Origin of the sequence: Herbinix luporum (assembly GCF_900070325.1) — a bacterium.
Lineage (GTDB): Bacteria > Bacillota > Clostridia > Lachnospirales > Lachnospiraceae > Mobilitalea > Mobilitalea luporum.
The window spans coordinates 2,207,603-2,220,229 of the sequence record NZ_LN879430.1 but is presented as its reverse complement, the minus strand read 5'-3'; the positions used below and the strand labels follow the sequence as shown (position 1 = coordinate 2,220,229).

At 33.6% G+C, this 12,627-nt stretch carries 11 protein-coding genes; 10 read left to right on the top strand and 1 reads right to left on the bottom strand.

The genetic code is table 11. The features are described 5' to 3' along the window. Position 1: 1 nt before the first annotated feature. The 6 genes from cdaA to SD1D_RS10195 all read left to right on the top strand — a co-directional run bounded on the left by cdaA (position 2) and on the right by SD1D_RS10195 (position 8,324). Positions 2-874, top strand: coding sequence for a diadenylate cyclase CdaA (gene cdaA / locus SD1D_RS10220; protein WP_058258822.1), 873 nt, complete (start codon positions 2-4; stop codon positions 872-874). Next, positions 855-2,081, top strand: a complete 1,227-nt coding sequence (locus SD1D_RS10215; protein WP_058258821.1) for a CdaR family protein — start codon at positions 855-857, stop codon at positions 2,079-2,081. The genes cdaA and SD1D_RS10215 overlap by 20 nt, the downstream gene beginning before the upstream one ends. A 388-nt stretch (positions 2,082-2,469) precedes the next feature. Beyond that, positions 2,470-4,137: a 2-isopropylmalate synthase gene (leuA, locus tag SD1D_RS10210; protein WP_275940477.1), complete on the top strand. Its 1,668-nt coding sequence runs from the start codon at positions 2,470-2,472 to the stop codon at positions 4,135-4,137. Between the two features lie 198 nt (positions 4,138-4,335). Then, a complete protein-coding gene (locus SD1D_RS10205; RefSeq protein WP_058258819.1) occupies positions 4,336-6,720 on the top strand; it encodes a CDP-glycerol glycerophosphotransferase family protein in 2,385 nt (794 codons plus the stop codon). 30 nt (positions 6,721-6,750) lie between these two features. Further along, positions 6,751-7,518, top strand: coding sequence for an ABC transporter permease (locus SD1D_RS10200; RefSeq protein ID WP_242955216.1), 768 nt, complete (start codon positions 6,751-6,753; stop codon positions 7,516-7,518). A 47-nt stretch (positions 7,519-7,565) separates the two neighbouring features. Further along, positions 7,566-8,324, top strand: a complete 759-nt coding sequence (locus SD1D_RS10195) for an ABC transporter ATP-binding protein (RefSeq protein WP_087758965.1) — start codon at positions 7,566-7,568, stop codon at positions 8,322-8,324. A gap of 52 nt (positions 8,325-8,376) precedes the next feature. On the opposite strand, the gene SD1D_RS10190 is transcribed toward SD1D_RS10195, so the two are convergent. Then, a complete protein-coding gene (locus SD1D_RS10190) occupies positions 8,377-9,489 on the bottom strand; it encodes an IS30-like element ISCth2 family transposase (RefSeq protein ID WP_011837761.1) in 1,113 nt (370 codons plus the stop codon). Between SD1D_RS10190 and SD1D_RS10185 the strand changes: the two genes are divergently transcribed. From SD1D_RS10185 to SD1D_RS10170, 4 genes are all read left to right on the top strand, one after another. Then, positions 9,488-9,700, top strand: coding sequence for a hypothetical protein (locus SD1D_RS10185; RefSeq protein ID WP_058258816.1), 213 nt, complete (start codon positions 9,488-9,490; stop codon positions 9,698-9,700). The genes SD1D_RS10190 and SD1D_RS10185 overlap by 2 nt on opposite strands. Before the next feature lie 84 nt (positions 9,701-9,784). Next, positions 9,785-10,180, top strand: coding sequence for a glycerol-3-phosphate cytidylyltransferase (gene tagD / locus SD1D_RS10180; protein WP_058258815.1), 396 nt, complete (start codon positions 9,785-9,787; stop codon positions 10,178-10,180). Positions 10,181-10,201: 21 nt separating this feature from the next. Next, positions 10,202-11,398 (top strand): CDP-glycerol glycerophosphotransferase family protein, encoded by a 1,197-nt coding sequence (locus tag SD1D_RS10175; protein ID WP_242955279.1) that lies wholly within the window; start codon positions 10,202-10,204, stop codon positions 11,396-11,398. 27 nt (positions 11,399-11,425) lie between these two features. Next, positions 11,426-12,580, top strand: a complete 1,155-nt coding sequence (locus SD1D_RS10170; protein WP_058258814.1) for a CDP-glycerol glycerophosphotransferase family protein — start codon at positions 11,426-11,428, stop codon at positions 12,578-12,580. Positions 12,581-12,627: the final 47 nt, after the last annotated feature.

Below are 12,627 nucleotides of genomic sequence, written 5' to 3'. Positions count from 1 at the left end.
TATGCAAGCAATCAGAAATTTAATAAGTGATTATCGATTTTCTATACCGAAAATTTATATTACCGATATTATTGAAATTATTATACTTGCTTTTTTAATCTACCATGTTGTCAAGTGGATTAAGAATACAAGAGCCTGGGCCTTAGTTAAAGGTCTGGTTGTTATTATGCTTTTCTGGTTAGTCGCCGTTATATTTAGGCTAAATGTTGTTATTTGGATTATATCCAATACAATTGATGTTGGTATTATTGCTATTTTGATTGTGTTTCAGCCGGAACTTCGTAAGGCTTTGGAGCAACTGGGCAAGAAAAATATAGTTCGTTCTATTCTGATTTTTGATGATACTAAAGATAAAAATGAAAAGTTTTCGGATTATACATTAAATGAAATTGTACGAGCTATATTTGAACTGGCAAGAAATAAAACCGGAGCCTTAGTTGTAATTGAAGAAGAAACACCCTTAAATGAATTTGTAAATACAGGGATTTTGGTAGATAGTATAATAAGCAGTGAATTACTGATTAATATATTTGAAAGAAATACACCGCTTCATGATGGGGCAGTTATACTTCGAAATAATCGAATTGTAGCTGCAACTTGTTATCTGCCTTTATCAGATAATATGCAGTTAAGTAAGGATTTAGGAACAAGGCACCGTGCAGGTATAGGCATAAGTGAGGTGTCTGATTGTCTTACCATCATAGTATCAGAAGAAACAGGTAAGGTATCCATAGCAAGAGAAGGCAAGTTAATAAGAAATGTGGATGGAGACTACTTAAGATCAAAGCTTATGGAGGCCCAGAATAAAATGTCTGATACTAACAGATTGAAATTTTGGAAGGGAAGACGAGGCAATGAAAGAGAAATTGACTAGAAATATTGGTGTTAAAATTCTATCGGTAGTAATAGCTGCGATTTTATGGCTGGTTATAACTAATACCAATGATCCTATTCGCTATGAGACCTTTACCGATGTTCCGGTTAATATTAAGAATGAGGATATTATAATAACTAAAAACCAGAGTTATGAAATTATCGAAGGAGAAACCATTAGTTTTAAAGTTGCCGCAAGACGGTCTATAATGGAGAACATATCTGCATCGGATTTTGATGTATCGGCGGATTTTGCCCATTTGTCCAGTGTTAACTCTGTTAATATAACCATCACCCCCAAAAGATATAAGGATGAAATTGAGATTGTTGACAGGGGCGATGTACAGCATATGATTGTCAGCATAGAGGAAATACACAAAGAGCAATTTAAGGTTAATGTAGTAGATAAGGGAAAGGTAGCAGAGGGATTTTTTCTTGGTAACAAATCTGCTAAACCTAATATTATTTTAGTTAGCGGTCCAAAAAGTAGGATTGAAAAAATTAAACAAGTAGTAGTAGAGGCAGATGTAGAGGGTGCCTCAAAATCCAATATACAGATATTAGGACCCATGGCCTTGGATGAAGAAGGTAATGTAATTGATGCTACCAGATTAACATTTAGTACTTACTTTATTGAGGTAGGTTTAGATTTATATAAGATTAAAGAAGTTCCACTGAAAATAAATATTACAGGAAAACCTGCAGATGGATATGTAGTGACAGGAGTAGAGTATGAACCCAAGACTGTTGAAATAGCAGCAGAAGATTCTATACTAGATAACCTTGAGATATTAGAAGTGACTTGGGATGTTACTGGTGCTAGGGAAAACATTGAGGAATATCTTGACCTAGATGAGAAGGTGGATGAAGAAATACATCTGGTGGGTGAGGATAACAATGTTTCAATTAATATTAAGATAGAAAAACTTGAAAGTAAGGAAGTGTCTATCTGGCCCAATGATATAGAGATTAAGAATAAGTCAGATAACTTAAATGCTGAATTTATTACCAAGGGACCGATTAAGGTTAATATTAAAGGCCCTGCCAGTAAACTTGATGAAATAAACAGGAATACTCTAAAACCTTTTATAAATTTATCAGGGTATTCCTCATCTGGTACATACTTCTTGGACATTCAAACTGAATTATCGGACACTGAAATTTACGATACACCTAAGGTTGTATTAAGTCTTGAAAAAGAACAATAAAAATAAAATATATATAAAAACAATTGCCGATTGAGGAAGAATACTTCTATCAATCGGCTTTTTTTATATGAAATAAATATTTATTTTATTAAAGAAGATGAGTAAAATTTTAAAAAATGGTTGCTAATTAAAATGTTCAGTGTTATAATTAATCACACTATATTTGGATATGTTAATAATTATACATATCATACTTTATAATTAAGGAACATATTATAACATAATAATGAAAAATGAAAGAAAGGATCTGGTTATATGGGACTTGTGTAGACAATAGCACATTGTTTATAGTAAAAAAATACAGTGTGATATATCGACTCCGACGTTAATATAATTTTTTCATGTATTTTTATTAGTCTTAAAATTATATTAATTAGGAGGAATTATTATGAATTTCAAAAAATATCAAAAAAATCCGGTGATTAATTTTCCCGACAGACAATGGCCAAATAAAGAAATAAATGAGGCACCTATTTGGTGTAGTGTAGATTTAAGAGATGGAAACCAGGCACTAATTGAGCCTATGGTGGTAGAAGAAAAGATTGAATTTTTTAATCTCTTGGTTAAGTTGGGATTTAAAGAAATTGAGGTGGGATTTCCTTCTGCATCTCAAATTGAATTTGAATTTTTAAGGCAGTTGGTTGATCGCAAGCTAATTCCTGATGATGTAACTGTTCAGGTTCTTGTACAGTGTAGAGAGCATTTGTTAAAAAGGACCTTTGAGGCCTTGGAGGGGATACCTCGGGCAATAGTTCATATTTACAATTCTGTCTCTGTATTACAGAGGGACGTTGTATTTAATATGAACAAAGAGGAAATTAAGAAGATTGCCATAAAGGGTACAAAGCTTGTGAAAGAATATGCCAAGGATTTTCCCGGGGAAATCATATTGGAATATTCACCGGAGAGTTTTACAGGAACTGAGATAGATTACGCATTGGAAGTATGTAATGCGGTTGTTGATACATGGGGTCCTACTCCTGAGAATAAGATGATTATTAATCTACCTTCCACGGTGGAGATGAACACCCCTAATGTTTACGCGGATCAGATCGAATGGATTAACAGAAATATTAAGAATAGAGACAGTATAATTATAAGTGTCCATCCTCATAATGACCGGGGCACCGGTATTGCAGCTGCTGAGCTGGCACTTTTAGCCGGAGCTGACAGGGTTGAGGGTACCTTATTTGGAAACGGTGAAAGAACCGGTAATGTGGATATTCTTACTATTGCTTATAATATGTTTTCACAAGGTATAGATCCTAAATTGGATTTAACTAATGTTAATGAAATTATAGAAGTATATGAAAGATTAACAAAGATGAAAGTTCATGAAAGGCATCCATATGCCGGCAAGCTGGTATTTACAGCATTTTCCGGATCTCATCAGGATGCAATTAATAAGGGAATGCGGGCCCTTAGAGAAAGGCAAAGTAAGATTTGGGCAGTACCTTATCTTCCTATTGACCCTTCTGATATCGGACGAAGCTATGAACCCATTGTTCGTATCAACAGTCAGTCCGGTAAGGGCGGTGTAGCCTTTATTATGGAAACATATTTTGGATACAAACTTCCTAAGGGTATGCACAAGGAGTTTGCTGATATAATACAGCCTATATCTGAAAAACAAGGAGAAGTTACTCCTGATCAGATTATGGAGGAATTTAAGAAGAATTATATTGATAAGAAAGAACCTCTTCACTTTAGAAGATGTAAGTTTGAGGATATATCTGATAATGATGACGGATGTACCCATGCTATCATCTACTATACTAACCATGGTGTGGAAAAATTCTTTGAAGCTGTAGGTAACGGACCCATTGATGCAGTTCAGAAAGGCTTGCAAAAAGAACTTAATATAAATGTTAAGATTCTTGATTACAACGAGCATGCTCTTAGCGGTGGAGCAGGAGCTAAAGCTGCAGCCTATATACATATGCTGGATTTAAGCAGTAAAAAGGCAACCTTTGGTGTTGGTGTAAGTTCTAATATTACTAGAGCCTCCATTAGGGCTATATTCAGTGCATTAAATCGTTTAGGTGTAAGTGAATAATAAGAGATAAACAGATAGGGATTGGGGTCTTATGATTCCAATCTCTTTTTGATTATTTAAGTGAAAGAAGGAGAAAATAGAGCTAAGTGAATTTGTATAGCAAATGACCTGTCCTTGACTCATTATGAAGCTTAATGCTATAATATTTGTTGTATATTGTCAATAACAAATAATCCCATTACAATTGGAGGAAAGATAATGAAAGTAAGTGTAATCATTCCATTTCATAGGGGGGAAGGATATTTAAGGGATTGTCTTGATAGTTTGGTGGCACAAACCTATGGTAATCTTGAGGTTATTGTTGTCAGTGACCATGCCCCTAAGGAGGATTTGGCATGTGTATCAGAATATGGGGATAAATTAGATGTAAAATTACATCATTTAGATAATAAGACTGGGGTTGCAGCAGCTAGAAACTTAGGGCTAGATGTAGCAACGGGGGACTATGTATATTTTCTAGATAGTGATGACTACTTATATGAGAATACTATTGAACTGCTGGTAGAGGCAGCTCTTGACAGAGATGATGATATCACTTACGGAAAGAAGAAACCTACCTGGTTTCAAAGAAGTGTATATTTTCTTAGGGAACAGGAGGAAAAAGAAAGCAAGGATCAAGAAGAGGAAAGTGATTTAGAAACCCCTTCAGAAGATGAGCAGGAAGATGATGATAACCAGGCTGATAGTGCAGAAGATCCCTCAGATGATAAGGAAAGCACCGAGGAAGGTGAGGAAGAGAAGAGGGATAAGAAATTTAAGAAAATTGAAGAGTCGGAAGAAGAGATTATTAATGAAGAGGAGCTGACAGAAGAAGAGAAACAACTTCGTAGGGAAGCTAGGACAAGACAAGCATATCGTATTTTAGTAAGTAAAAGAAAAGGTGTTAAAAACATTTCTGTTTTAAATATCTTGTTCAAACGAAGCTTTGTAGAAGAAAATAAGCTGCGCTTTCCTGAAGATTTAGTTTATTTGTCGGATGCTCCCTTTCTTATGGAAGCCTTATCAAAAACAGACAGGTATAAAAAGCGTTTTGCAGCTCTTTATGTTAAGCGTAAGCACAATGATGCCATTAATTTTCCGGCCCTATCTCAGATTAAAGACCCTAATCGCTTCAATGAGTTAATTGCTGCATATTACGAAACAAAAAAACGTATAGAATACAATCCTGATTTAATGGATAGGTTTGAGAAAAAATATATCTCATACTATACAAGGGTATACGCTCCTAGATTAAAAAGGAGTGTAAATGATATCTGGCGTGAAGAGAACTTTATTAAGATGAGTCTCCTTGCTAAAGAAATAAACAAAGAAGTTATAAAGGGACTTAAAGGATACAGACGCCGCCTTGTTAAAGCTTTGATTAAACAGGATGTTAACAAATCACTTCGTATAGTTAAGCTTCATTTAGGTATAAAAAAATTAAAAAAGGTTTTAAGAAGTAGAAAGGCTTTAGGCAGAGCCTTATATGTTCATGTGTTTTTAAAGAGACCCATGAAGGAAAACTGGATTCTATTCGAAAGTTTTTTTGGAAAAAGTTATTCGGACAGCCCCAAATATATTTATGAATATATATCCGCTAATGCACCAGGTAAATATAAATGTATTTGGATTATAAATAAAAAAGGAACTAAGATTCCTTTTCGCCATAAGAAGATTAAGCGTTTTAGTTTAAGATATTACTATTATGTTGCAAGAGCTGGCTATATGGTTTTTAACAGCCGTCAGCCTGAGTGGATTGTAAAAAGGGAAGGAAATATATTCTTACAGACCTGGCACGGTACTCCTTTAAAGAAACTGGTATTTGATATAGATGATATCAGTTCTGCTACACCCAGATATAAACAGCAGGTATACAAGCAGTCAAGGGCATGGGATTATCTGATTGCTGCCAATGAATTTAGCTCTAAAACCTTCAAACGTTGTTTTATGTTTGATAATACTATGTTGGAGACCGGGTATCCAAGAAATGATATCCTTCATTCCAAAGACCGTGATCAAATTGCTGCCATTATAAGAAAACGCCTTGGTATCCCCAAGGAAAAGAAAATTATTTTATATGCACCCACATGGAGAGATGATGAGTTTTACGATAAGGGTAAGTATAAATTTAAATTACAGTTAGATTTGGATTTAATGAAAAAGGAATTAGGAGATGAGTATGTATTTTTACTTCGTACCCATTATTTTATAGCAGATTCTCTTGATGTCAGCCATCTAAAAGGATTTGCTTACAATGTGAGCAAGTACGATGATATATCGGAACTTTATTTAATATCTGATATTTTAATAACAGATTACTCATCGGTATTTTTTGATTTTGCCAATTTAAAAAGACCTATGCTATTCTTTACCTATGATTTGGAAAAGTATAGGGATGTCCTTCGTGGTTTTTATATTGATATTGAAAAGGAAGTACCGGGTCCTTTGGTATTTACAAGTGAAGAAGTTGTTGATAGTATAAAAAATATTGATATAATAGAACAAAAGTATAAATCAAGGTATGAAGAATTTTATAATAGATTTTGTGCTTGGGAAGATGGACAGGCTTCCAAAAAAGTGGTAGAATCGGTATTCAAGATATAAAGAAATATTTAGTAAATGGTGGAGATAAATTTGGATAGAGCAATTAAAAACTTCAAGAAATATAGATATCTATTATTTGAACTGACCAAAAAGAATATTAAGCTAAAATATAGACGTTCTTATCTAGGCATATTATGGACACTTTTAGAACCGATTCTGACTACTATTGTTTTGACACTGGTTTTTATAGGCATACGTAAAAAAAATGATGCAACATTTCCTGTCTATATTTTAACAGGAAGACTTTTATACTCCTTCTTTTCCCAGTCGACAAAACAAGCAATGAAATCTATAAGAAGTAATAGTGGTATGATAAAGAAGGTATATGTTCCCAAGTACATTTACCCTTTGTCCAATATTTTGTCATCCTATATTATTTCTATGATTTCAATGATTGTACTATTTGGAGCCATGATTATATTTAAGGTTTATCCCACAGTCTATATTTTTAATGCAATTATACCCTTGTTTTTAATCTTGGTTCTTAGCTTGGGTATGGGATTAATCCTAGCAACCTTGGCGGTTTTTTTCCGTGATATGGAATATCTATGGGATGTTGCCTTAATGATGATTATGTATACTTCAGCTATATTTTATGATGCAAGCTCCGTAGGTGCCCAGTGGATATTTTATTTTAATCCAATCTACCATATAATTATTAATTTTAGAAATTGTATTTATGGTCATAGCTTAGATCCACAGGCATTATTTATTTCTGCAGCTTATAGTTTTGCTTCATTGTTAATCGGTATTCTGTTATTTTATAAGAAACAGGATAAATTCATATTAAATATCTAATTAGAGGGATTTAATTGTAATATTAAATAAATCCCGGTATGGAGGATATTGTGAGTAAAGAGATTTTAAAGGTTGAGAATGTAGGTATGAGATTCAACCTAATGGAAAAGAAAGTTGATAATTTTAAGGAATATGTTATTAAATTTATAAAAAATGAGTTAAGATATCAAGAATTCTGGGCTCTAAAGGATGTTTCCTTTACGGTAAATAAGGGTGATCGTCTAGGTATCCTAGGTTTAAATGGTGCCGGAAAAAGCACACTCTTAAAAATCATAGCCGGGGTTTTAAAAGCCTCTGAAGGTAATTTGACCGTTAAAGGTAAAATTGTACCTTTGTTGGAACTGGGAGCAGGCTTTGATCGTCAATATACCGGAGTGGAAAATATTTATCTATACGGTGCAGTACTGGGATATCCCAAGGAGTTAATAAAAGAAAAGTTTAATGAAATAGTGGAATTTTCTGAGCTGGGTGATTTTATCCATGTACCGGTAAAAAATTATTCATCCGGTATGAAGGCCAGATTGGGCTTTTCCATAGCCACAGTAATGGAGCCTGAAATTCTTATTCTTGATGAAGTTCTGTCTGTGGGAGATGCTAAGTTTAGAAAAAAGAGTGAGAAAAGAATACTAGAAATGTTTGATAAAGGGATTACGGTTTTATTCGTATCCCATTCTATTGAGCAGGTAAGACGAATCTGTAACCGTGCCATTATTTTAGATAAAGGCACTTTAGTAGCCGATGGGCCTGTAGAAGAGATTTGCAAGCTCTATGAAGAAAAGTTTATAGGGTATAAATTGCAATATTAAATGCCGTGCAAAATTTGGTAAATCCATTGCTTACTGGAATAAATTCTATACATCATACCGCCATTTCTATGGCTGACCTATAACCAAACATTCTTCTTGGATATTCATTAATCCATCTCTCTATACTTTTTATTTTTGCTTTACTTACTTTTGATATATCTGTTCCTTTTGGTATAAATCTTCTTATCAGTTTATTAATATTTTCGTTCGTTCCTCTTTCCCAAGAACTATAAGGATGAGCATAATACACTTTCGTCCTGTCCTTGCCTGGCTCTGTTTTTGATTTCTCTATCCCTCTATAGTCCAAAAACTCTGTCCCGTTATCTACTGTTATCGTTTTAAACTTCTCCCTAAATTTCCTTCTATACTTCCTTTCTAATTCATCTATTGCTTTGATTACTGATTCCTGCGTTTTGTCTGGTAGTTTAAGAATTATTTCTTCTCTCGTCTTTCGTTCACTTAATACCAGTAATACTGCTGCGCTATTTTTTCTGCCTACTACACAGTCCATCTCCCAGTGTCCATATTCCTTCCTATCGTTAACTTCTTTCGGCCTTTCCTCTATGCTGCTTCCCTTAAGATTTTTCAGTGCTATCTTCTTAACCCTTTGATATATGCGTTTTTTACCATCCTTTTTCACTGGCAAATATTTATTCGTTAGTCTTAAAAATACATCCCCTCTATCAATGTAGTTATATAGTGTTTTCGTGCAGATACTCGTTTTAAACTTCAGTCCCTTTGCTTTTATTTGTCCAATAACAGCATCAGGAGAATATTTTTCATTTATTATCTTTGATTCTATATACCTCACTAATTCATGGTCATTTCCTATCTTTAACCGTGGACCTTTATTCTTCCCGTTCTCTACATATCTCCTTTGGGCTACATCTGCACAATACTCTTTTCTGTATGTTAAATCACTATTTTGTAAATATATTGTCCCACGGGTTATTTCTCTTTCTATTGTCCTTCTGTGCCTGCCCAACCTCTTTGCTATTTCCGTTACTGTATACTTTTCTTTTAGGTACAACTCTATGGCGTATCTTTCTCTTTCATTTAGGTGTTTGTTTTTTCTTGTTTCTGTGTTATTATTCATATATAACTCATGGTACTCCTTTGCTAATGTTTTTCTTTGGTTATTAAACATTTTACAATGGATTACCATGAGTTTTCTATATATTACGGCATTTTATTTTACAACTTCCCAAAAGTTTATAGGGGCAGAAAAGGCTTCTAGTAAACCCAAAAAGAAGAAAAAGAAAAAGAAGAAGCCTGCCACAGAGGAGAATGCTACAAATACTGAAGCTAAAACTGATACAGCAGCAGAGGATAAAGATAAGATAGTTACAAAGAATGAAACGGAAGAAGAAAAATAGATTAGGGCAGTTGTGCAACTGCACAAAAAACCATAATGAAAAAGAAGGAGGGAAATTCTCTTTACAGGAGAGAATGAAAGAGCAATGAAGAAGGTTATTACTTACGGAACCTATGATCTTTTACATGTAGGCCATATTAATTTATTAAGAAGAGCAAAAGAGCTGGGGGATTATCTTATTGTTGTCTTATCAACAGACGAATTTAATGCCATAAAGAACAAGAAGGCTTATCATAGTTATGAGGATCGTAAGGTAATTCTCGAGTCTATTCGTTATGTGGATGAGGTACTGCCGGAATATAACTGGGAGCAGAAAATACAGGATGTAATAGATAATGATGTAGATATTTTTGTAATGGGGGATGATTGGAAGGGTAAATTTGATTTCCTAAAAGATTATTGCGAGGTAATTTATCTTCCCAGAACAGAAGGCATATCAACAACAAAGATAAAAGAAGATCTTAACAACAAAAAAATGTAATAAAAGAATTACCAAATTGTGATGAAAGGTACGGTATTTGGTATGGGTTTTCTAAAACAGATGGTATTAGCCTGCTATAAGATATTAACAAAAATTTTGCCTATAAATAAGAAAATTATACTTTTTGAAAGTAATTTAGGCAGAAATTATACAGGAAACCCCAAGGCGATTTATGAGGAAATGGTTGCCCGGGGACTGGATAAAAAGTACCGCTGTTATTTTATATTGGAAGATATGCAGACTAAAATACCGGGATCGGCTAAGAAAATTAAAAGAAACCGGTTCCGGTATTTTTATTATTTTGCCAAGGCAGGGGTATGGATAAGTGATTCTAGATTCCCTATGTATATAATTAAGCGAAAAGGCTGTACTTATATACAGACTTGGCATGGTACCCCTTTAAAGAAGCTGGCTCTTGATTTAGAGGCGGTTTTTATGGCCGGAGAGAAAGATATTTCTGATTATAAAAGGAATTTTTATAATAATGCTCAAACTTGGGATTATCTAATTTCACAAAATTCATACTCCACTGAGATTTTTAGAAGAGCATTTGGATTTACAAAAGAAATTCTTGAAATTGGTTATCCCAGAAATGATATTCTTTTTCATAAAAACAATAAAGAAGATATAGAAAAAATAAAAAAAGAATTAGGACTTCCCTTAGACAAAAAAATAATTCTCTATGCTCCTACCTGGAGGGATAATGAATTCCATGGGAACGGAAGGTATAAATTTAACCCCAGGATAGATTTTTCCTTGCTTATGAAGCAGTTGAAGGATGATACTGTAATGATTGTCAAGTATCATTACTTGGTTATGGATCAGATTGATTGGTCACCCTATCAGGGTTTTATTTATACCTATGATATGAGCTATGACATTTCCCTTCTATATCTGGTTTCAGATATGCTGATAACTGATTATTCTTCGGTTATGTTTGATTATAGCATACTAAAAAGACCAATCTTGTTTTACTGTTATGATCTTAATGAATATAAGAACACTTTGAGGGGATTTTATTTTGATTTGATTAATGAGGCTCCGGGACCGGTGGTAGAGACAATGCCTACCTTACTTGAGGCCATTAAGGAATACGATTTTAATCTATATAATGAAAAATATAAAGCTTTTAGTAAAAAATATAACCATGCAGATGATGGAAATGCATCCGGTAAGGTTATAGAACTATTAACAAAAATCGTACCGTATCATAATTAGAAAGCTGAGTATAAAGGATAGTGGATTATGGTTAAGGAAATAGGATATCGTATATTTGCATTTGTTTATTACATATGCAGACTTTTTACAGTGAATAATTTGGCAGGTAATAAAAGATTTTTTTGTGTCATGACCCATGATGACGGAGAAAGCAGTAATGTCAGCCTAGTTATAAGCCGGTTAAAGAAGACTGAACCGGGGTATAAATTTTCTTATATTACCAAGACAGAAGTAGGATCTGTAAGGGGGTTTAAAAATGTAAGAAATCTATTATCCTTTTTCTTAATTAAACCTTATCTGCTGGCCAAATCAAATATAATATTGCTTGATAATGTATTTTTACCTATGGCATATATTAAGGTTAAAAAGAATGTAAAAGTTGTTCAGCTATGGCATGGTACAGGAACAATAAAAAAATTTGGTCAGGACGTTAATACCGGTAAGCTTAAAGAGTTGGAAAAAAAGGCCAATAGAAATATTACTCATTTGATAGTAAATAATACAAGTACAGCAAAACTTTATGCCAAGGTTTTTGGAATTAGCATAGATAAAGTCTATGCCACCGGTCTTCCTAAAACCGATGATATTCTCTATCGCTTATGGAAGAGTGACAAGGAAGGTATAAATATTGATAAGGAAGTTATTTATAAGAAATATAAGCTGTCTAGGGATAAGAAGTTAATCTTATATGCCCCGACTTTTAGGGATGAGAATTTAGGATCTGAGACCATAATAAATCAAGTAGAGAAATTATCAAGGCTGCTGCCCAAAGATTATATCCTAGGACTTCGGCTACATCCTTTTGTAGCAAGGTTAGCAGATGCTAAGGATATTAAAAAGATATGTAATCTTTCACGGGAGAAAGATTTATCATCCCTTATAATGGCTTCTGATATACTAATATCGGATTATTCTTCAATAATATTTGAGTATTGTATTACCGAGAAACCTATGATTTTCTTTGCCTATGATTTGGAGGAATTTTCAAATAAGGGTCGTGGTTTTTATGAGGATTATATTAGCTATGTGCCGGGACCTGTAGCTAAAAGTTGTGAAGAGCTTATAGATATCATAAATAAAAAGGGCTATTCTATAGAAAGAATAAGAAAGTTTAATAAAGAAAACTTCCCTAATCTTGATGGGAAGGCTACTAAGAGAATTGTTGACTTAATCAAATCATAAAATATAAATAAGATAATTAAAAATGGGGCTACGCACTTCTTACTTGT

Excerpts from the sequence above, each read along its gene's own strand:
- SD1D_RS10205 (WP_058258819.1), top strand. The coding sequence starts at position 4,336 with ATGAAAGTAAGTGTAATCATTCCATTTCATAGGGGGGAAGGATATTTA.
- SD1D_RS10185 (WP_058258816.1), top strand. The coding sequence starts at position 9,488 with ATGAGTTTTCTATATATTACGGCATTTTATTTTACAACTTCCCAAAAG.
- SD1D_RS10175 (WP_242955279.1), top strand. The coding sequence starts at position 10,202 with ATGAAAGGTACGGTATTTGGTATGGGTTTTCTAAAACAGATGGTATTA.
- cdaA (WP_058258822.1), top strand. The coding sequence starts at position 2 with ATGCAAGCAATCAGAAATTTAATAAGTGATTATCGATTTTCTATACCG.
- SD1D_RS10170 (WP_058258814.1), top strand. The coding sequence starts at position 11,426 with ATGGTTAAGGAAATAGGATATCGTATATTTGCATTTGTTTATTACATA.
- SD1D_RS10215 (WP_058258821.1), top strand. The coding sequence starts at position 855 with ATGAAAGAGAAATTGACTAGAAATATTGGTGTTAAAATTCTATCGGTA.
- SD1D_RS10190 (WP_011837761.1), bottom strand. The coding sequence starts at position 9,489 with ATGGTAATCCATTGTAAAATGTTTAATAACCAAAGAAAAACATTAGCA.
- tagD (WP_058258815.1), top strand. The coding sequence starts at position 9,785 with ATGAAGAAGGTTATTACTTACGGAACCTATGATCTTTTACATGTAGGC.
- leuA (WP_275940477.1), top strand. The coding sequence starts at position 2,470 with ATGAATTTCAAAAAATATCAAAAAAATCCGGTGATTAATTTTCCCGAC.